This window comes from Deltaproteobacteria bacterium RIFCSPHIGHO2_02_FULL_44_16, from assembly GCA_001798185.1.
In the GTDB taxonomy this organism is placed as follows: domain Bacteria; phylum UBA10199; class UBA10199; order 2-02-FULL-44-16; family 2-02-FULL-44-16; genus 2-02-FULL-44-16.
The window spans coordinates 1-20,337 of record MGRM01000023.1 but is presented as its reverse complement, the minus strand read 5'-3'; the positions used below and the strand labels follow the sequence as shown (position 1 = coordinate 20,337).

Genomic DNA, 20,337 nt, shown 5'->3' with positions numbered 1-20,337 from the left:
TGGACCCTCCTCGTTCCCGCCACAAGACTTTCGGGCCGAGGTTTCCACAACCCGCTCATCACGATGGGCCCCCAGCACTTAAACCGGCGACATGCCGTCTACGAAAGAATGACATTTCTGAAATCAATCGAGAATTGACTCATCAATAGCATCTCATGTATCTTTCACTCCCTATGAAAAAACTTTTTCTTTTTTTCGCTTCATTCTTTCTGTGGTCGTCGTTCAGTCATGCCATTCAGCAGCCTGCTTCTCCTTTTCAGGTCGAAAAGGAGTTAAGTGTTGCTGTCAAACCGGGTGAAGATTTTGAAGTTCCTCTTCGAGTCACGGTTCCCGAAGAGCATTATCTCTACGCTGAAAAGCTTGATGTTCTTTTTGAAAGCCTTGAGGGAATTCGGATCGAGCGCATTGAATATCCAAAGCCGACCAAGAAGTTCGATGAATTTTTAGGGAAGGAAGTGGCGATCTATACCCACGATGTGGCCATCACGATTCATGGTCATGTTCCAGAGAATTTTGAAGGAGGAGAGCGAGATTTAATTGCGACCGTAATGCTCCAAGGGTGTACTCCGAAGCTCTGTCTGCGCCCCGAAACACACGAGATTCAAATCACCTTGAATGTGACGGGGAGTGTCCCACCTCAAGCTGTGGATGTTTCGACCACGAGTGACCACCCAGAAGAAACGCGCAGCGTTTGGGAGCTTATTCGAACGAATGACTTTGCGATTCTTCTTGAACAGGGGATGGGGCTTACCTTGCTCATTGTCTTTCTTGCCGGCTTTTTAACGTCATTTACTCCTTGTGTTTGGCCGGTGATTCCGCTGGTGCTTGCGGTGGTGGGAACACATCCTGAACATAAATGGTATCGAAATGTTGGGCTCTCGCTTTCGCTTGTCATTGGTATGGTGCTTATTTATGCCGCACTGGGAATCGGCGCAGCCGCGCTTGGGAAAAATTTAGGTTTTCTCTTTCAGCAGCCCATTTTCCTTGGCATCATCAGTCTTGTTTTCATTCTGTTTGCGCTTTCTCTTTTTGATGTTTTTCATCTGCAGCTTCCGCAATCGGTACATCAGTTTTTTCATCGGCTCGGAGGTCGAGGATATTTTGGCGCCTTCCTTGCCGGAATCGGTGTCGGTTTTATCGCCTCCCCTTGTGTGGGACCAGTACTGGCAGCGCTTCTAACGTATGTTGTGCTTCAAAAAAATTATGCGTTTGGTTTTCTTGCGCTCGTTGTTTTCGGTCTCGGAATGGGATCACTCTTTATCATTATCGGATCTGGTTTTGCGACCATCACCGATCATATCAAGAGTGGAAAATGGATGGTATGGATCAAACGTACGCTCGGCGTAATGCTTCTCGTCCCTGCAATTTTTTATCTCACCACGCTTGCAGGATTTGACCCTCTCGGTTTTTTTATGAAAAAAGGAGGCGCTGAGCAGATCGATTGGCTTACCTCTGAGCCAGAAGCTTTAGCGCTCGCAGAGCAACTGCAGAAACCGATCATGATCGATTTCTATGCTGATTGGTGTCCGCCGTGTAAGAAACTCGATCACCGTTTCTTTTCGCGACAAGAGATTCTTGAACTGAGTCGCGCGTTTGTCATGCTTCGCATTGATGCTACGGTTGAGACAGAAGAGGTGGAAGCGATTGTCGATAAGTATAGTGTGATCGGTTGGCCGACCATTCTTTTCCTTGGATCTGACGGGACCCTCTATCCAGATGCGATCATTACCGCGTATGATCCCGATCGGATACGAGCGAAAATGCTTGAAATTGTCGAAATGCGTTAAAGTTTTTTGTAGCGTTGATAGTAGATGGTACGTCCCATTGCTTTCCATTTTTCTGAAAAATAGGTGGGAAACGCATCAGGTGCAGAAGTGCTCATCCTCTTTTCTTCCAGTGATTGGAACTCTGCAATATTTTGAAGCAGACGCGAGGTATAAGTCGCATAGGTTTGATCGTCTGTGGTAAATGAAAAAAATCCTCCGGGAGTCAGTAAAGCATTTATGCTTGAGAGAAAACGGGGATTCATAAGCCGATTCTCTCTATGTCTTTGTTTTGGCCAAGGATCAGGGAAGTTGATATAGAGGGCATGGATTTTTTCTGAAAACGTCTTCAAAAAATCACGTCCGTCAGCCTGAATCAGAATAATATTCTTCATTCCACGTTTCTGAATGCGACGAACCAGTTTGTCCACTCGAAGTGATTTGATTTCAACTGCTAAGATGATTGCGTCGGGGTTTGTGCTTGCAAGATGAAAAAGAAAATCACCTCGACCAGGACCAATCTCGACAATCAACTTTTGAGCTTGTTGCCACGATGCACTTGCGGGGAAAAGAAATTGTGCACGAGTTCGGCGATCAGGAGATTTATACGGAATGGCGATCATGACGTGGTTCGGTAGAAAGTTTTAAATAAAGAAGTGTGCCGCCAACAACGAGTATCGGCATCAACAAGAAATTCGTAAAAGGAATGGCAAACGGAAGCCCAAAACCGACGACCGTAAGTGTGTTCGATCGTGCAAAGCGAAGACGTTCCCGAAAAGGGAGAAGTCTGCGCGCCATCGGATAATCAAGATAATTAAATCCGAGGTCAAACATGCCAAAAACAATAGTGATGAACGGATAAAGAGAGGGGCCAAGAAAAGGAAAGGTAGTCACCAACAGGAGAAAAAGTGGAATTCCCAGAAAAAAGAGAATCTTCAGAAGTTCCGCTTTGAATGTTCGCACGATATTTTTCCAAAACGGAAGCGAAGAGATATTCCCGGTGACAAGTTGTTCCACCTTTTCTGAAAGGAGATCATTAAAGGGGGCGGCAATGAGAAACCCGAGCGCATAAAAGAGAAGGAGCATGAGAATGAGGTTTAAAAGAATGATAAGGAGTTGAAAAAGTTTGTCGAGCACCCAGAGGAGTGCATTGGCAAGATGGAGTATCCACGTGTTGGGGCTTTCGATATGGAGAGAGCCGAGCTGTGCTGCGAGCCAGGTATACGATTCATCATAGAAAAAAGAGAACGTTCCGATCATGCTGCCAAGCAGGACAAGATTGATCAACATCGGAAGAATTGCATAGGGCCACAAAGAGCGTTGATTGAAAAGAAAGCGTGCTCCGATGAAGATATGTTCGAAACCGAGTTTATATTTTTTGAAAATGTTCATTTGTTCTGATAAAGTACGTTTCATGAAAACGCGTGGCTTGCAAGATCTGATTGATCTTTATCTGACGTCGCTGCGAGTTGAACGTCGACTCTCTCCCCACACTCTCGAAGCTTACGCCTCCGATATTCTGAAGTTTCAACATTTTTATGCAGAGGAAAATTCTCTTTCATCCATACGTGAAGCCGATATCTTGCCATTTCTTGCAGAGCTTGCGCAAAAAAAACTCTCTTCACGGAGTATCGCTCGCATTGTTGCTTCGCTTCGCGGTTTTTTTTCTTTTCTCCTTCACGAAAAAGCGATTGAGCGTGATCCCATGGAGTTTATCGAATCGCCTGCGAAGTTCCAAAAACTTCCACGCGCTCTTCGACTCGATGAAGTCGATGCGCTCCTGACAGCGCCTGATCAGAAAGAGATTTTAGGAAAGCGCGATTTTGCCATCTTGCAACTTTTTTATGCTTCAGGACTTCGCATCAGTGAGATGACCGGTTTGACCGTTGATCGTGTCGATTTTCAAACCGGTGTCGTGCGTGTGATGGGAAAGTGGAGTAAGGAACGTTTGGTTCCTGTGGGGAAGATTGCGTTGCAGGCATTGCAAACGTACGTCGATGAAGTGCGGCCGCGTTTCTATGAGAAGCATCGCTCTGAGAAATTTTTTCTTTCACAGCAGGGAGAAGGGCTGACGCGTCAACGCTTGTGGGGAGTTGTGAAAGCGTGCGCGCGAAAAGCTGGAATTCAAAAAAGGATCACGCCGCACATGCTTCGGCATTCATTTGCAACACATCTTTTAGAGCGAGGTGCGGATTTGCGAAGTGTGCAGATGATGCTCGGTCACTCCAACATTGCGACCACACAAATCTATACGCATCTCACGCGCCAGCATTTAAAAAAACTTCACGAGAAATATCATCCGAGGGGTTAATATCCACGAATCTCTCATTGAATTTTCTCGCGTAATGGTTACAATTCTTCCTAGCGAAAGAGATTAATTGCAGACTGGCGGCTTGAATATGATAGAGGAAATACTCCGTATGTTAAATCAAATGAATTCATATACAGGAGTTATGACATTAGTAGCATTGCTTATTAACACAATCGCTTTGATTGTTGTTATTTGTCAAACGCACTTTACAAAAAAATCAGCCATTCTAACCAAGAAAAGTATCGATGATGCAAAAATACAAAGGCAGTTAGAAGTTCTGCCGAAACTTTCCTGGGTGATTCAAGTACGGGTGGACTTGGAATCTTGGGAGAAAGATTTACAGAAGAGAATTAATGCATTGCAACAAAGTATAAATCGAGAAGATAGCCAAATGCTTAAAAAAGGAAGCGACACAAAAATAAAAAGTCCAAAAGATTTAGCACTTCATAAATATTCTTATAGCAATATGCCGTCATGGTTGAGGGAATTGCGGGTTTCTGGAGCTCAATATTACTACGATGCAATAGCCCCATTAGACGCTGTTTATAAAAATGGAAATCCAGACTACAACTATATCCAAAGTTGGATAAATGAACGAGGCAAAGATTCACTAAACGCAATTTCAAAATTACTAGAATATGTTGAAGACATGGTTCCGAACGTGATTTTGAATACACCAGCAAGTATATCCAATGAAAGTTTTTTGAGTGATTAGTGAAAAACAGCATATGTCCGATATCGTCAACAAACTATGGGGCTTCTATAATTGTCATCCTCGCGCAGGCGGGGATCCAGAAAGGCTGATAAACATCTGGATTCCTGCTTTCGCAGGAATGACATCATACTCATGAAAGGTTAATTTGCTATACCATACACTTCGACATGATGGAGTCGATTATGACCGCATTTACGTGTCTACAACACGGCTGACTTGTAAGAATATGCAATGTACAGTTGCACAATTGCAGAAAGGTTTGCGTTATGACAGGCAAAACTAATTTAGCTATTTTTGAAAACTTTAAAATTCGTCGTTTATACGATAAAGAAAAGGAGGTTTGGTACTTCTCTGTCGTCGACATTATTCAGGTGCTCATCCAACAGCCCAACTTTCAGGCTGCTCGAAATTATTGGAAAGTGCTTAAAAATCGATTGATGAAAGAGGGGAGTGAGTCGGTTACAAAATGTAACCGACTGAAATTGGAAGCTGCCGACGGTAAAAAATATCTTACCGATGTGGCCAATCCCGAAACCTTACTACGCCTGATTCAATCCGTCCCAAGCCCCAAGGCCGAACCAGTGAAGCTCTGGCTCGCCAAGGTTGGTTATGAACGCATGCAAGAAATGTCCGATCCTGCCCGTTCGCTCGATCGTGCCCGTGAGACATGGCGTAAACATGGACGTAGTGAAAAGTGGGTTCAACAACGCATGATGGGTCAAGAGACTCGCAACAAACTCACCGATTATTGGAAAGATCACGGCATTAAAGAAGGTGATGAATTTGCCATTCTCACTAACATCATTCATCAAGAGTGGGCCGACGTTTCGGTTAAGGACCACAAAGCCCTCAAGGGATTAAAAACTCAGAATCTGCGCGACCATATGAACGAGGCAGAATTGATTTTCACGGCGCTTGCAGAATTATCTTCACGACAAATTGCCGAAAGTGCCAGTGCCACGGGAATGGATGAAAACAAAGTTGCCGGTATCAAGGGTGGACGTATTGCCAAAAAAGCACGTTTGGAACTTGAGGAAAAGACTGGCCGAAAAGTGGTGAGCGCAGGAAATTATCTACCGCCCAAGAAAGGGATGCGGCATGGATGATCTAATTTTGAAATTGATTTTGGTTTTCAGGGCGAAACTGCTTGACTGTGCTTGAAGGTGAGATGCCGGAGGCGGGAAGGAATGTAGTTTTTGTGGATAGTGGAAGACAGTGAGAGAGCTATATGAATAAAATGAATTGGAAAGAAAACCAAAGTGAGGCGGCAGGTATTATAAAAACATGCTGCCCACATGCTGGTTCTTCTTCCATTTCTGGAAGAGTTGTTGAACTCCTTCAAAATTTTTCCTCATTTCTGCTTTCTGAAAATGAATGCATTTATGGTAACCGCCGCCGCGAACACATCGCTTTTGCCATCGACTTGTTTGTTTCGTCTCCACCGTTTCGGCCGGGAGGTGCTGTGGCAACGCCTTATCTCGTCACACAAATTGAGTACTCACTGTGAAGGTTAAGTGAATATGTTGATGAAAAAGGGATGTTAGTGAAAGATTTACCCAACGGGCTGCGAGCAGGGAAAAATATTGGAGACAGGATAGAGATAGATCGGCTCTATAAGATTGTTCGAGAAACTAACAAGCCAATGAACCAAATCTTAAAAGATATCGATGAATCGATTGTGCCCTATAAAGTTGCAGGAAGAGATAAAGATATTTCTCATTTGGGAGATAGGCTTCATTGGCTTAGAAACACCGCTTTGCATGGTTATAACGGTGACGTTAGCTGTGAAGGATACTTCACGGGATTGATACTTTTAATTATATATTCTGGTTTAATGGAACAGGGCGGATGACAGATGTAAAAATAAAAATGTGGAGGCAGCGGTTACAACGTTTTTTTAAAATAGTTGTGGCTGTTGCCTCCTTGCTTATGGTTATTCCTTGGTTCAATTACCTCGATGATGGTGGTTTAGATTTCGTATTCAAGTCATTAAGAACTGAGGATATCGTTTTTTCATTTCAAGAGGAATATGAACATGTAGAAGATAGCGGTTCAGAGCTTAACCATGAATTCTTTCCTCCTCAGCACTGGTTGATATTTCATGAGATTCTACGGTTGAAATCGGATGCGAGGGACGTCATCTACAAATACTTTGGTGTGAACGAAAATATTATCAGGGCGGCCAAAGACGATGCTCGAGTTCAAGCTGTCGTTGAAGAAGAAATTGATAGGCTGATGTGGGTACATCCCGGGCAGAGAGAGGAGACAGTCAAATCTGTCTTGGCACATGTCCAAAAGGAAAACCCGGATCTCAGAGTAAAAATCTACAGAAAAGAGTACAAGCGAATACTTGATGGCATCATTTTTCTGTTGCTTCTGATTCTTGCAGCACCAGCGATATATGCGCTAACATTTCTCGTCTACAATCAGTGTCTCGTGAGGGTATTTGGGTATGTAGCGCACGGAAAATGGAAGGGATAAACGGGCCAATCATTTTTCGATTTTTCTGTGTATGTTGCTCAAGCGAAAATATCACTTAGGAAGTCAGAACATGACCATATCCCTTTCAAAATCTGATTCTATCGGTCAATTTCTTCTCTACTAACAGGAAACGCTTGAAGATGACAAAATTTTAAAAGCAATTGAAGTTAGCATCAGCAAAAAACTTAAAGAAAATTAATACTAACTATTTGACATCTAAGGTCTTTTCCAATAACAATGCCTGATGCAACAGCGCTTTGTCGAACTTTTGCTCTTCTATCCGGTGTTTCTTTTCTCTCTTTCGCTTCATGAAGCAGCTCATGCGTGGATGTCGAACCGCTTAGGGGATGCGACAGCTCGTTATCTTGGCCGCATCACGCTCAATCCGCTTCCACATATGGATATGCTTGGAACTGCGTTCCTCCCTATTTTTGGCATCTTGACCCAGTCTCCGGTGATCGGATGGGGGAAGCCCGTTCCAGTTGATACGCGTTATTTGAAAAACCCGAGAAGAGATCATCTCTGGATTGCGCTTATGGGTCCTCTTTCCAATATTTTTCTCGCCTGTGTTTTTGCATTTTTTGCGCGAGGACTTCTGACGACCGTCGATCTTTTTTTAAACGAATTTACCGCCGGTGATGTTGGAAGCAGTCTGGTGAAGGGCCTTTTTTCGATTTGTCAGATAGGTGTTTTTCTGAATCTCATGTTGGCGCTTTTTAATCTTTTACCGATGCCTCCCCTTGATGGAGGAGCAATTTTAAGAGGACTTTTACCCGATTCATTGCTTCATGTTTTTGATCAATTTTCTCAGTATAGTTTTTTGATTTTATTGTTATTTTTCATGACAGGAATCTTAAAGTATTTGTTGATACCTGTGATGTATTTCGCACATCTTCTTTTACCTTTTTAAGGGAAATATATGAAAAAAGAGCGCATTTTAAGTGGAAATCGACCGACGGGAAAGCTCCATTGGGGAAATTATTTTGGAGCGATTCAGCAATGGGTTGAACTTCAGGAAAAATATGACTGCTTCTATTTTATTGCCGACTGGCACGCTCTGACGACTGGCTATGAGCATTCCGAAGAGATTGCTCCCTCGGTCAAAGAATGTCTTCTCGATTGGTTGGCTGCTGGAATAGATCCCAAAAAATGTACCTTATTTCTTCAGTCGTGGGTTCCTGAACACGCTGAACTCCATCTTCTTCTTTCCATGATTACCCCGCTGGGGTGGTTAGAGCGTGTCCCTTCGTATAAAGAGATGAAAGAACAGCTGAAAGGGACCGATCTGAATACGTATGGTTTTTTTGGATACCCCGTGCTGCAGACCGGCGATATTGTTCTCTATCAAGCGAAATTTGTCCCTGTCGGAGAAGATCAAGTTTCCCATATCGAACTTTCTCGAGAAATTGTGCGTCGATTTCATCACATAACGAAGTCTGAAGTTTTTGTGGAGCCCAAACCCCTTTTGACAAAGACTCCTCGTATTCCGGGGACAGATGGTCGAAAAATGTCCAAGAGTTACGGCAACGCAATTTATATGGCGGATGACGATAAAACTATTGAAACAAAAATGATGCAGACGATCACCGATCCTGGCCGTAAACGACGCTATGATCCCGGTAATCCCGATATTTGCAATATTTATGCTTATCACAAACTTTATACCGATGCCGAGAAGGTCGCCTGGATCGATAAAGAATGTCGCAGCGGCCAGCTCGGTTGTGTGGAGTGTAAGCAGATCTGTATTCAAAATGCGCTTGAGTTTTGGCGCCCCATCCGGCAACGCCGTGAACAATGGGAGTCGCAAAAAGAGAAGCTTCTTGATATGCTGCGCGAAAGTTCGAAAAAAGCGCAACACGTTGCTGCAGTGACGATGCAGTTGGTCCGTAAAGCAATGGGGTTAGATTATGGAACTTCACATGAATGAAAATTACCGCGTTAATCTTTCGGTCTTTGAAGGTCCTCTCGATCTTTTACTCTATCTCATTAAGAAAAATGATCTCGACGTTTACGATATCCCCGTTTCTCTGATGCTCGATAAATATATGGAGTATCTCGATTCGCTTCGCGAACTCGATATTGATCTTGCGGGCGAGTTTCTTCTTATGGCTGCGGAACTCGCGCATATCAAATCGAGACTCCTTCTTCCTCAAGACGAGGGAGCGATCGAAGAAGATGAAGCTGATCCGCGAGCGGATCTTGTTCGCAGGCTTTTGGAGTATCAACAATATCGCCTTGCCGCAGAAACCCTTGAAAAGAGAACCCAGCTCGGTCGCGATGTCTTTGTGCCGTTGCAGCCCGAACGAGTGGAAGCTGCGGAAGGTCCTTTGGAAGCTGATGTCTTTGAACTGATGACTGCGTTTGGAAGAATTTTGAAACGCATTCCGGCAGATCAATATCATGCGGTTGCGGTTGATCGAATCAGTGTGAACGCACGTATTCTGCAACTGACGGAACGGATCAAAAAAGATGTGACGATAACGCTTGAAGAACTGCTTGTGATTCCGATGACAAAGTACGATATGGTCGTGACGTTTTTGGCGGTGCTTGAGATGTCGCGACTCAAGATGATTAAAGTTTATCAATCTGAACGATATGGACCTCTTTATGTACGAGGGAGAATGGAAGAGGTTACCGAAGAAGAGGTGCTGCGCCTTGTTCAGATGGATGATGAAGGAGAGAGCCATGGAACTTTTTGAATTGAAACCAATTCTCGAAGCGATGATTTTTGTCGCCGAAGAGCCAATGGATGAGAAGGGGATGTTGCTTTGCCTCGAAGGGACCGGTGTGACGAAAGAAATTCTCACAACGTGTCTTCACGAGCTGACACAAAAATGGAACGATGATCCTGAGTCGGGTCTTCAACTCAAACAAGTGGCAGGTGGTTATCAATTTCGCACAAAAGAGACGCTCGCTTCGTGGCTCATGCGTTTGAATATCCAAAAGCCGTCACGACTCTCTGGTGCGGCCCTGGAAACCCTTGCGATGATCGCCTATCGTCAGCCGATTATTCGTTCGGAAATTGAGCAGATTCGCGGTGTCGATTCTGGTGGTGTTTTGAAAAAACTTTTGGAGCGACGCTTAATCAAGATCGTGGGACGTCGTGATGAAGCGGGTCATCCCTTAATTTACGGAACGACGGGTGAGTTTTTGGAACTTTTTGATTTGAAGGATTTAAAAGAACTTCCTCAACTCAAAGATATCGAAGAGTTGATGCGAGAGCATCAGGTCCGAACAGAAAAAGGACCAGAGGTTTCTCTTACTCCTTCTGATTCATCTGACGATGAAGAAGAACCGACAGAATGGATTGATGAAGATGATGAAGAGAAAGAAGAAGTCCTTGCACCTTCGGAACTCATCAGTGATGATGAGGCTATTGAGACGCTCGAAACGAGCTTAAAAGATCTCCGCCGTGTTGAAAAGAAAGTCTTTGAACATGTTGGAATCGTTCTCGAGGAGAGCGATGAAGCCATCGAAAAATCTACTACCGAATCAGATAAGGTTACATCGCCTGATAGCCCTGTGCAGTGAGCTTTCACGCCGTAGCGCAGAAAAAGCGATTGTCGAAGGAAGAGTTTTACTCAACGGCAAAAAAGTAACCGCACTTGGTGTTTTGGTTTCTCCGGAAAAAGATCACGTCAAGCTTGATGGAAAATCACTTCAGCTTCCGCGATCATTTTCCTACGTTGCTTTTTACAAACCACCAAACATGCTGGTGACGCGTTCTGATCCCGAAGGCCGCGACACGATTTGGAAATTGTTAGAGCGTTGGGAGGGTCGACTCAACACAGCAGGTCGACTCGATTTTGACTCCGAAGGACTTCTTATTCTCTCTGATGATGGAGCTTTGTTGCATGCACTCATGCATCCGAGTCACGAACTCTGGAAAACGTATCGACTCAAAGTGCAAGGTCTTCCATCGCCTGAAACACTTCGCAAACTCAAAGAGGGAATCAAACTTGAGGATGGCCCAACGCTTCCTTCAAAATGGAAACTGTTGAAAGCCGGCGATCGACATGCGTGGCTAGAAGCATCGCTCCGTGAGGGACGAAATCGACAGCTACGCCGTATGTGCGAAGCTGTCGGGCATCCTCTCATGCGACTGAAACGTGTTGCTGTCGGACCGATTACGCTTGGTGATCTTACGCGAGGAAAGTGGCGTTTTTTAACGCCTGCTGAAGTGAAAGAGTTGAAATCTGCGTTGATCAAAGCAACATAAAAAGTTATTTGTCATTCCCGCGAAGGCGGGAATCCAGGAAACGTTAAAAGACTGGATCCCTGCTTTCGCAGGGATGACAATATGAAGCAATTTACAACATTTGTGTTTTTGTTCACCATTGGCGTGATTCTTTTTTTCCACACAGGAGGAGCTATGTCGAAAGAGATTACAAACGAAACAGAACATATTCGCCGGCAGCTCGTCAAAGATGAGTTGGCTGCTTTTGAGCAGACACTCCTTACATTTGACGCAAAATCTCTTTCACGTCGTGAGCGTCAATTTTTGACGAAAATGCTTCGTGTTGCCGACGTGGTCGATGAAATCTGTTTTTTGCAGCGTGATCCCCAAACTCTTGAGTATCGTGAAGAGATTCGACTCTCTGGAACGAGTGATGATCAGGCGCTCTTTGAACGTAATCGTGGCCCTTGGTGCGAAAGTGTGCGGAACCCTCTGTGCAACGCCCACCCTTCTCTTCCTGCAAAACGTGAAGCGTGGCACCATTGGCCAGAAGGGATGAATGAAGCGACCCTCAAACTTTTTTCGGAAACAAAAAATAAAGATGAATTGTTGAGTCCTTTTACGGTGGTTCGTTTTGATGCCAAAGGAAACTACATTGGGATTCCTTATGCATCGTGGCCTCTCATCCGGGAAAAACTGGAAAGTCTTTCGCAGGAAATGACTGCTGCCATTAAATATGCGGACACACCGTCGATGAAAAAGTTTTTGCGATCGCGTGCGCGTGCTTTTTTACATCGCGATCCTTATCCTTATGATGCAAGCGACATTGATTGGATCAAAATAAAAAGTAAGTGGGAGCTCACTATCGGCGCTTATGAAACCTATCGCGATCCTCTGAATGTCAAAGCCATGTTTGGAATGTTGATTGCGCAAGAAGATCCGAAAGTGACAAAGGAGTTGGAACAGTACAAGCGTCATCTGCAATCGATGGAAGATCTCCTTGCGAAAGAGCTTGGAGGGAACCTTTATAAACGTCGAAAACTTGATAAAGGAATTGAAATCCGTGCGGTGCAGGTCATTCGTGCGGCGGGAGATTATCGATATGCTTATGGTTCAACGGCGGCATATCATCTTCCAAACCAGGGTGCGGCAATTGACGCCGGACTTTCAAAGAAGGTGATGTTGATTAATCACATGACGGTGCGTTACGATCAGCGTAAAAAGCAGGCTGAGATTGCGATTGTTCCGCATCAAGCAAAACTTGTCGATGATCATTCAGCGATCATGAATACAACACTGCATGAACTTGCGCATGGGCTCGGTTCGTATCACACCATGCCGATTACGGTGAAGGGGAAGAAGACGACGGTTCGTGAGTCACTCGGCATTCGTGATACGTTGATGGAAGAGGTCAAAGCAGACTCGCTCGGGGTTTGGTTTTTACCTTACTTGCATGCTCAAGGATTGGTGAATGACGAAGAGCTGAAGCGACGTTATGTGGCGTATCTTCTTTGGACGATTACGATGCTTCAACGTCCTCTTGATAATACGTATACGCAAGTTGCTGCCATTGAACTTGGGAATCTTCTTCAAGAAGGGGCCGTTGTCTATCATCCAAAACAGAATCAATACGAAATTCGTTTTGAAAAGATGGATTCTGCGATCGATAAACTTGCACGTCGTGTGACGCGTATCCAATTCAGTGGCGATCGAAAAGGAGCTGATAAACTTTTAAACGATTTTGTGGAACTCAAAGATGGAAAACCTATCAAGTTCGCAAAATTTCTGGATGAACCGAACACCAAGCTCAAAGAGGCCTTCAAGAAAGCCAATCTCCGTGTCCAATCTCTGGCGTATGAGATAAAAGGGGTATAATTATTATATTTTTTGAATACTTATGCTCTTTTTAGCTCCTACCCACAACTTTGCTGAAACATTTGTCGATAATAAAATCACAAGGAGAATTTATGGCTCAATCCGGAATGAGTGTGATTCTTAACAGCGATGGAAGCGTTTACGTTCTTGAGAAAAAAATTGATGACACCTATCTCGAGGACAGACAGAGACGTAGAGGAACAGGCGGCGCTATTCAGGTTGCAGATGAAAATGACGATGGAGTTATTGATTATTATAGAAATACCTCTCCCGATTGCAGAAATACAGGTGAACATTTTTTTGTTACCAGTTGGAATTTTCATCCAATGTATTCTGGGGCTGCTTCTTGGAATGTTCCTTTAGCATCTTCCTGTCCTGCAGAGCAGAGTGATGTTGAATTTGTTCCGCAACCAAACACCCAGGCAATTGATGCCCAAAAAACTTTTCTCGCAGGAAAAGCTAGGGCTGAAATACTTTATCTCGATTTTGTCGATGCCCTCAAGAATGGAGGATTGGTTCAGGGGAAAAGTCGCGATCTTTCTGGATACTATTTTGTTGATTCACGGGGGAGAGAAGTTTTTACAGAAATTTGGGCTCCTGATTTAGTTTTTCTTTCGGATTCGGGATATCCACATGGTGAAAAATGCGAAGAAAGTACTCGCGAAGAAATAGATGAACTCGTGAGGAACAATATAGATACCGACGATCTTTGTCCCTTTAAAATCGATCCTGCAGAGAGCATTGGAGTAACAATCGAGGATATGAAATATCTCGATCACATTCGAAAAGAATTAGAAGCTCTGAAAGCTCGAAAATAAATGTACATTCCCAATGCCAAGCAGCAATCCTAAAGGATTAAGTGCCGTGCACTTAATTGGGAATAAGTCGATTATAAGGCATTGAAAATGACTTTAGATTTGACCACCAATGCCACGTGGCGAGAGACTTATCTTGTAGAAATAAAGAAAACAAAATTGCTGCTGCACAAATAAAAGAAATGCACTATAGTGCTGTTATTAAACGAAGGAGGTGTCATGGAGAAAAAGATGACATGGAAAGAAATTGAAAAAAAATATCCTGATGAATGGGTTCTTGTTGTTGATTACGATTTCACTGAATTTGGAGAAGTCAAAGACGGTATTGTCGTGACTCATTCTACGAACAAAGAAGAAATTTATTCATATCCCATTGAAGCCGACAAGGTTGGCATTTGGTACACAGGAGAGAGCCCTTTCCGAGGCCTTCGTTCACATGTCGAAGATTACGCGGTTTGATGCCAAGAAACAGCACATTCATACATGGATGCGTGTTAAAAGCAGTTCCGGAAAAGAAATTTCTTTTAGTGCGATTCTTGATACTGGCGCGCCTTTTACGGAAATTTCAGATAGATCTTTAGCGAGAGCCGGATTCCATACTGCCAAATCGAAGGTTCAAACCAAAGACCTGCAAGAAACACAAAAATATGGAAAAATTCGCCTTCCTCTTGTCACCGTATTGGGTGAACAACTTGCAGATTGGGTTGTCTATGTTTCCCGATTTGATGAGAAGTGGAATATCGATGCTCTTATTGGACTCGACTTCTTTCGTCGATTTCGTGTGACAATTGATTATGCCGAAGAGATTCTCATTACTGATCGATATAACGAATGAAGACATTATGAAAAAGAAAATAAAACCGATTCATCCTGGAGAAATACTTTTTGATGAATTCATGGTGCCGTTGAATTTAAGTCAGAATAAGCTTGGACGGGATCTTGATGTCTCTCCACGCAGAATTAATGAGATTGTTCTCGGAAAAAGAAATCTCACAGCTGATACAGCTCTTCGTTTAGCTCACTATTTTAAAATGTCACCTCAGTTTTGGCTTGGGCTTCAAATGGAATATGATCTGGCACTTGAAGAGGATCATTTGGCAAATACCCTTGAAAAGAAAGTCAAAATCTTTAAAGAGCAGAAAGCAGCGTAGTAATTACCAATGCCAGGCGGCGAGGCCGCTCAGAGACACGGGGAAGAGTGATGCGCCGTTGTCGCGGCTGCCGGTAGAGTCGATGAGTGCGATAGAGCGGAAGACCATTGAGAGTCCAAGAGAAATATGTTCCGTCACATAATAATCGACACCAATGCCGGCATTTGCTCCAACACCGACCGCAACCGTTCCATTACTACGACTCCCTTCAGAGACCGCATAGACACCGATGCCAAGAAGACCATAAGGATCAAAGCGAGATTCATTGGAGAGAAAGTAGATTTTGACGTCAAACGTCGGGATACCTAAAAATTCAATGCCATTGTCACCGTTATCAGCTCCGGTTCCATCTTGCGTTGTGACCATGACGCCAAACTGCGTTGAAAACTGTGGTGACCAACGATAATCAAAATAGAGTTGTCCTCCAACTCCTGGATCAAGCTGTGGTCTTGCATCAACTGCATAAATATTTCCGACAGGCCCTAAACCGACCGAGAAATTTCCGACTGCTTCGGCGCGTGAAGAGAAAAGAAAAGAGAAAAGAAAAAGGGTAAAAATTATTTCAAAACGTTTCTTATTTGATGCGGGTCCTGTCTCCTCCGTCGTTCCACCTCCCCGCTGGCGCGGGGCACCCCTGGGATCCAACGTCGGCGACACCCGTATCTCATCTGTTTTGAAATAATTTTTTATGCTCATGGTTCCCCCTATGCATTGTTTCAAAAGCCGCGTTTGTCATTGCGAGGAGTGTCAACGACGAAGCAATCCAGTGATTTCAAGAGATCGCCACGCCCTATGGGCTCGCGATGACAATAAGTAGATTTCATCTTTTCTTATCAAGCATATTTTTTGCGATCAGTCCAATGGCTTTTGGATAGAGCAGATGTTCTTCTTTCAAAATCCGAGCTGATAACGTTTCAACCGTGTCGTTCTTCAGAACTTCCACCTTTGTTTGAAGAATGATGGGGCCATGATCACACTGCTCATCCACAAAATGGACGGTACAACCAGTGACCTTCGCTTTTGCTTCAAGCGCTTGTCGCTGAGCGTCCAGTCCCGGAAAAGCGGGAAGAAGAGAAGGGTGTATATTCATGATACGATCAGGATACGGATCAAGTAGGGTTTTACCCACAAGTCGCATATAGCCAGCAAGACAAACGAGATCGATGCGATAGTGTTGAAGATGACGTAATATCTCTTTTTCAAACGCTTCTCTGTTTGGAAAATTTTCTCGTTCAACGGTGAGTGCAGGAATATGATGATCTTGTGCTCGAGTTAAGGCTTGAGCATCTGGTTGATCTGAGATGACCACGACGACTTCAGCTGGAATCTCTTTTTTTTCGCAAGCGTTGATGATGGCTTGCAAATTACTACCTTGCCCCGAGACAAGAACGCCGAGTTGTAATTGGGAATCTTTTTTTGTCATTTCAAGATTATCGACGGCTGATCTTCCGTGCGACGACTGATAGTTCCAATCTTCCAGGCTACTTCATTCATGCCATGAACTCGTTCCAAAATTTCAGTACTCTCTTCTTGACCAACAACAAGAACAAGACCGATGCCGCTATTGAACACTCGCAAAAATTCGTGTTCACTCATCTGTGCATATTGTTGAAAACGCTGCATCACGAGCGGAACATCCCATGAACCGCTATCAATACATGCTTGCACGGTTTGCGGAAGAATACGCGGAATATTATCCCAAAAACCTCCGCCTGTAATATGGGCAATGCCGTGCACGGAAAACTCGGAAGTTAATTTTTGAATGAGATTGCTGTAAAGTTTTGTTGGAGTGAGAAGAACTTCACCTAATGTTTTTCCAGATTTTTCAAAAGAAGAGGTGAGATCTAAATGTTGCTGTTCAATTATTTTTCGAACGAGTGAATATCCATTACTGTGAAAACCATTTGAAGCAACTCCGATGAGAGCATCGCCAACATGAATCGTGCTGCCATCGATAATTTTTGATTTATCGACAATACCGACCGCAAAGCCGGCCAGATCGAAATCATTACCATGATAAACGCCCGGCATCTCCGCAGTTTCACCGCCAATGAGCCCGCATGAAACCTCTTTGCAAGCTTTTGCAATACCGTGAATGATCTGGGCATGAAACTCGGCTTCAAGTTTTCCAGTGGCAAGATAATCGAGAAAGAAAAGGGGTTTTGCGCCGCTACAAGCGATGTCGTTCACACACATTGCGACCAAATCAATACCGATCGTATCAAAACGTGTGAGTTGTTGAGCGAGCAGAAGTTTCGTTCCCACGCCGTCGGTTCCTGAAACAAGAACAGGTTCTTTGATGTCATCGAGATGGAGTTGAAAAAATCCTCCAAAACTTCCGATATCGGAAAGCATACCGGGTCGTTTGGTCATCTGCACATAAGGACGAATGAGTTCGACGAAACGATTTCCTTCGTCGATATTCACACCCGCTTTTTTGTAGGAGTCACTCATGAAGAAATGCGGGCTATCATGGCAAATGAGAAAAAGCAAAAGAAGAGTACACGACGTCGCTTCTTGACAGTAATCCTAAAAGCACGTAAATGTCTGAAACTAATCATGAAATAGAGGGAGATATCTGAAGCTTTCATGCCAATCTTAATGCTCATGGGCCAAAAAATACGTGCTGAACGACGTGATCCGTATGAAGTCGCGCGTCGACGCATGGTCGCTGAACAGCTTGAACGGCGAGGAGTGAGAAACAAACGAGTGTTGGAAGCGATGAAGCGGGTTCCTCGTCATGAATTTGTCGCCACTGGTTTTGAAAAACAGGCATATCTCGATCAAGCGTTTCCGATTGGCGAAGGTCAGACGATTTCTCAACCGCTGATGGTGGCGACGATGACCGAAATTCTCGACCCTCAACCGACAGCTCGCGTGCTTGAAATTGGCACAGGTTCTGGATATCAGACGGCAGTGCTTGCAGAACTTGTCTCTCATGTTTTTACGGTGGAACGCATTTCAAGTCTTTCCATTCGTGCACGAAAAATTCTCTACAAGCTTCGCTATAATAATGTGACGTATCGTATCGGCGACGGTACGCTCGGATGGCCCCAAGAAGCTCCATTCAATGGAATCCTCGTGACTGCAGGAGCGCCTGTTATTCCTGCAGCGCTCAAGCAACAGCTTGCTGTCGGAGGAAGGCTTATTATTCCTGTTGGTCGCGCTGAAGAACAAGAACTTTTTCTGATTATGCGTACTCCACAAGGTTTTGAAGAAAAAAGAATTACAGCCTGTCGCTTTGTCAAACTGATTGGAGAACAGGGATGGAAATGAAGAGAATCTCTTTTGTTCTTTTTGCTCTGTTCATGCTCAACATGAGTTGTGCGACCTCCTTTGATAAGCGAGGTCGTCATCACACCGTTGGTCGCGGAGAAACGATTTGGATTATTGCGCGAGCCTATCGTATCGATGCTCAAACATTGGCTGAGTACAATAATATTACGGATGTCACCGATTTTCAGGTCGGCATGAAACTTTATATTCCGGGACGCCCCGAAAAGCCGGGATATAAGCGCGTTGTTTTAGATGATGATAATCCTCCGCGTGCAACGCGTGATCGACGAACGGAGCGAAAAACACGCGAAAAGAAAAAAGGGGATGGACCGATCGAAGTTTATCACGGTCGTTTTATATGGCCTGTCGGTGGAACAGTCACTTCAGGGTTTGGAATGCGCAATGGTCGTAAACACGAAGGGATCGATATTGCGGCGTCATCGGGTACTCCGATCAAAGCTGCCGATGCTGGACGTGTTGCTTTTGCAGGAAAGATGCGCGGATACGGGAATTTAGTCTTAATTCGTCACGATGATGCTTTTATTACGGCGTACGCTCACAATACAAAAAACAGTGTGAAAAAAGGGGAGTTGGTAAAAACAGGAGAGATCATTGCAACTGTTGGTCGCACCGGAAGAGCGACAGCTCCAAATCTTCACTTTGAAGTGCGCCAAGGTCAGCAAGCGCGCAATCCTCTTTTCTTTTTACCGAAGAAAAAAAGATGAAAGAACAAAAGAGATCAAAGGAGCAAACGATGGAAGAACTCATTCGATGTTCTGTGCGCGATGTGCCGGACTTTCCGAAACCAGGAATTCTTTTTAAAGATATCACACCGCTCCTTCAACAATTTGAAATTTTTGATACGATTATTTCTGCTTTTGTAAAACGATATCGTGATCAACATATCGATGTGATTGCAGCAATTGAATCGCGCGGATTTATTTTTGGTGCTCCACTTGCGCGAGAATTGAAAGCATCATTTATCCCGATTCGAAAAAAGGGAAAGCTTCCGTATGACACGGTTGAGAAGTCGTATGATCTTGAATACGGAACGGCGACGATCGAAGTTCATAATGATGCGGTGGAAAAGGGGGATCGCGTCTTAATCATCGACGATCTTCTCGCAACTGGTGGCACTGCTGGTGCTGCGTGTCATTTGATGGAGCGATTAGGAGGGAAAGTCATCGAATGCGCCTTTGTCATCGAACTTTTATTTTTGAATGGTCGCAAAAAAATGAAAGATGTCCCAGTGCACTCATTAGTGAAGTATGAATGAAATCAACAGCTTGTCTGGCCCCGTAGCTCAGTGGATAGAGCATCTGCCTCCTAAGCAGAGGGTCGCAGGTTCAACTCCTGCCGGGGTCACAGAACTTGGCGATAGATTACCATTTTGCCGGTGTTGGCAAAATGGTCGATGGTGTAGTTGCTTCATAAGAATCACCTCAAGGTCATTGCGAGGACCCTGAGCGAAGTCGAAGGGGACGAAGCAATCTCCTGCAAACAGTGCATTCAGGAGATCGCCACGCCCGTCACTAGAGCGTTAGTGGGCTCGCGATGACACTTTTAAAGACTCTAAAAAAGGGGAAAAAATTATGTGTGCTATTCACAGCAAACTAAAACGTATTATGAAACTGGATTCAGTAACAGACAGAAGAAAACATTTGGAAGAACTTGCAAAAAAGTCATAACGCTCCCCCAAAGGGGGAGGCTTGGCGGCTGTGAGCCACCCCAAGGGTGGCCAAATTAAAACTTCCCGTCCTCGTGTTCATTCCG

At 44.3% G+C, this 20,337-nt stretch carries 25 protein-coding genes and 1 tRNA gene; 21 read left to right on the top strand and 5 right to left on the bottom strand.

Features of this window, described 5'->3' with window-relative positions; translation table 11 throughout:
* The first annotated feature begins 155 nt into the window (after window positions 1-155).
* Complete coding sequence (locus tag A3C46_07625; protein OGQ21754.1) at window positions 156-1,787, top strand: hypothetical protein; 1,632 nt, start codon at window positions 156-158, stop codon at window positions 1,785-1,787.
* On the opposite strand, the gene A3C46_07620 is transcribed toward A3C46_07625, so the two are convergent.
* On the bottom strand, window positions 1,784-2,386 hold the full coding sequence (locus A3C46_07620) for a tRNA (guanosine(46)-N7)-methyltransferase TrmB (protein OGQ21753.1): 603 nt from the start codon (window positions 2,384-2,386) through the stop codon (window positions 1,784-1,786). The genes A3C46_07625 and A3C46_07620 overlap by 4 nt on opposite strands.
* The gene (locus A3C46_07615; GenBank protein ID OGQ21752.1) at window positions 2,367-3,179 is read right to left on the bottom strand and encodes a hypothetical protein; all 813 of its coding nucleotides are present in this window, start codon (window positions 3,177-3,179) and stop codon (window positions 2,367-2,369) included. The genes A3C46_07620 and A3C46_07615 overlap by 20 nt, the downstream gene beginning before the upstream one ends.
* Window positions 3,180-3,192: 13 nt before the next feature.
* Between A3C46_07615 and A3C46_07610 the strand changes: the two genes are divergently transcribed.
* The 16 genes from A3C46_07610 (at window position 3,193) to A3C46_07535 (ending at window position 15,288) form a co-directional block, all read left to right on the top strand.
* Complete coding sequence (locus A3C46_07610; protein OGQ21792.1) at window positions 3,193-4,074, top strand: site-specific tyrosine recombinase XerD; 882 nt, start codon at window positions 3,193-3,195, stop codon at window positions 4,072-4,074.
* A gap of 67 nt (window positions 4,075-4,141) precedes the next feature.
* Entirely contained in the window at window positions 4,142-4,789 is a 648-nt protein-coding gene (locus A3C46_07605; GenBank protein OGQ21751.1) for a hypothetical protein, read from the top strand.
* Between the two features lie 266 nt (window positions 4,790-5,055).
* On the top strand, window positions 5,056-5,895 hold the full coding sequence (locus A3C46_07600; protein OGQ21750.1) for an antirepressor: 840 nt from the start codon (window positions 5,056-5,058) through the stop codon (window positions 5,893-5,895).
* Between the two features lie 122 nt (window positions 5,896-6,017).
* Entirely contained in the window at window positions 6,018-6,296 is a 279-nt protein-coding gene (locus A3C46_07595; protein OGQ21749.1) for a hypothetical protein, read from the top strand.
* Window positions 6,297-6,326: 30 nt separating this feature from the next.
* Window positions 6,327-6,641: a hypothetical protein gene (locus A3C46_07590; GenBank protein OGQ21748.1), complete on the top strand. Its 315-nt coding sequence runs from the start codon at window positions 6,327-6,329 to the stop codon at window positions 6,639-6,641.
* Window positions 6,638-7,270 (top strand): hypothetical protein, encoded by a 633-nt coding sequence (locus A3C46_07585; GenBank protein OGQ21747.1) that lies wholly within the window; start codon window positions 6,638-6,640, stop codon window positions 7,268-7,270. Before A3C46_07590 ends, A3C46_07585 begins: the two co-directional genes overlap by 4 nt.
* 244 nt (window positions 7,271-7,514) lie before the next feature.
* Window positions 7,515-8,180 (top strand): hypothetical protein, encoded by a 666-nt coding sequence (locus A3C46_07580; GenBank protein ID OGQ21746.1) that lies wholly within the window; start codon window positions 7,515-7,517, stop codon window positions 8,178-8,180.
* 9 nt (window positions 8,181-8,189) lie between these two features.
* Window positions 8,190-9,197, top strand: a complete 1,008-nt coding sequence (locus tag A3C46_07575; GenBank protein ID OGQ21745.1) for a tryptophan--tRNA ligase — start codon at window positions 8,190-8,192, stop codon at window positions 9,195-9,197.
* Window positions 9,178-9,969 (top strand): hypothetical protein, encoded by a 792-nt coding sequence (locus A3C46_07570; protein OGQ21744.1) that lies wholly within the window; start codon window positions 9,178-9,180, stop codon window positions 9,967-9,969. Before A3C46_07575 ends, A3C46_07570 begins: the two co-directional genes overlap by 20 nt.
* Complete coding sequence (locus tag A3C46_07565) at window positions 9,956-10,801, top strand: SMC-Scp complex subunit ScpB (GenBank protein ID OGQ21743.1); 846 nt, start codon at window positions 9,956-9,958, stop codon at window positions 10,799-10,801. The genes A3C46_07570 and A3C46_07565 overlap by 14 nt, the downstream gene beginning before the upstream one ends.
* Complete coding sequence (locus A3C46_07560; protein OGQ21742.1) at window positions 10,734-11,489, top strand: hypothetical protein; 756 nt, start codon at window positions 10,734-10,736, stop codon at window positions 11,487-11,489. Before A3C46_07565 ends, A3C46_07560 begins: the two co-directional genes overlap by 68 nt.
* Before the next feature lie 81 nt (window positions 11,490-11,570).
* Window positions 11,571-13,322, top strand: a complete 1,752-nt coding sequence (locus A3C46_07555; protein OGQ21741.1) for a hypothetical protein — start codon at window positions 11,571-11,573, stop codon at window positions 13,320-13,322.
* 92 nt (window positions 13,323-13,414) lie between these two features.
* Window positions 13,415-14,140, top strand: a complete 726-nt coding sequence (locus tag A3C46_07550) for a hypothetical protein (protein OGQ21740.1) — start codon at window positions 13,415-13,417, stop codon at window positions 14,138-14,140.
* A 216-nt stretch (window positions 14,141-14,356) separates the two neighbouring features.
* A complete protein-coding gene (locus tag A3C46_07545; GenBank protein OGQ21739.1) occupies window positions 14,357-14,596 on the top strand; it encodes a hypothetical protein in 240 nt (79 codons plus the stop codon).
* Window positions 14,574-14,972, top strand: a complete 399-nt coding sequence (locus tag A3C46_07540) for a hypothetical protein (protein ID OGQ21738.1) — start codon at window positions 14,574-14,576, stop codon at window positions 14,970-14,972. The genes A3C46_07545 and A3C46_07540 overlap by 23 nt, the downstream gene beginning before the upstream one ends.
* Entirely contained in the window at window positions 14,932-15,288 is a 357-nt protein-coding gene (locus A3C46_07535; protein OGQ21737.1) for an addiction module antidote protein, HigA family, read from the top strand. The genes A3C46_07540 and A3C46_07535 overlap by 41 nt, the downstream gene beginning before the upstream one ends.
* Before the next feature lie 3 nt (window positions 15,289-15,291).
* Here the strand turns inward: A3C46_07535 and A3C46_07530 are convergent, their stop codons facing one another.
* The 3 genes from A3C46_07530 to A3C46_07520 all read right to left on the bottom strand — a co-directional run bounded on the left by A3C46_07530 (window position 15,292) and on the right by A3C46_07520 (window position 17,742).
* Window positions 15,292-15,945 carry a hypothetical protein gene (locus A3C46_07530; GenBank protein OGQ21736.1) on the bottom strand — a complete coding sequence of 218 codons (654 nt, stop codon included), beginning with the start codon at window positions 15,943-15,945 and terminating at the stop codon, window positions 15,292-15,294.
* A gap of 163 nt (window positions 15,946-16,108) precedes the next feature.
* Window positions 16,109-16,711, bottom strand: coding sequence for a phosphoribosylglycinamide formyltransferase (locus tag A3C46_07525; protein OGQ21735.1), 603 nt, complete (start codon window positions 16,709-16,711; stop codon window positions 16,109-16,111).
* Window positions 16,708-17,742, bottom strand: a complete 1,035-nt coding sequence (locus tag A3C46_07520) for a phosphoribosylformylglycinamidine cyclo-ligase (GenBank protein ID OGQ21791.1) — start codon at window positions 17,740-17,742, stop codon at window positions 16,708-16,710. The genes A3C46_07525 and A3C46_07520 overlap by 4 nt, the downstream gene beginning before the upstream one ends.
* A 153-nt stretch (window positions 17,743-17,895) precedes the next feature.
* Between A3C46_07520 and A3C46_07515 the strand changes: the two genes are divergently transcribed.
* The 4 genes from A3C46_07515 to A3C46_07500 all read left to right on the top strand — a co-directional run bounded on the left by A3C46_07515 (window position 17,896) and on the right by A3C46_07500 (window position 19,929).
* Window positions 17,896-18,564 carry a protein-L-isoaspartate O-methyltransferase gene (locus A3C46_07515; GenBank protein ID OGQ21790.1) on the top strand — a complete coding sequence of 223 codons (669 nt, stop codon included), beginning with the start codon at window positions 17,896-17,898 and terminating at the stop codon, window positions 18,562-18,564.
* 32 nt (window positions 18,565-18,596) lie between these two features.
* Complete coding sequence (locus A3C46_07510; GenBank protein ID OGQ21789.1) at window positions 18,597-19,289, top strand: hypothetical protein; 693 nt, start codon at window positions 18,597-18,599, stop codon at window positions 19,287-19,289.
* A gap of 29 nt (window positions 19,290-19,318) precedes the next feature.
* Entirely contained in the window at window positions 19,319-19,840 is a 522-nt protein-coding gene (locus A3C46_07505; GenBank protein OGQ21788.1) for an adenine phosphoribosyltransferase, read from the top strand.
* A 16-nt stretch (window positions 19,841-19,856) separates the two neighbouring features.
* Window positions 19,857-19,929: transfer RNA gene (locus A3C46_07500), tRNA-Arg, on the top strand.
* Window positions 19,930-20,337 lie beyond the last annotated feature (408 nt).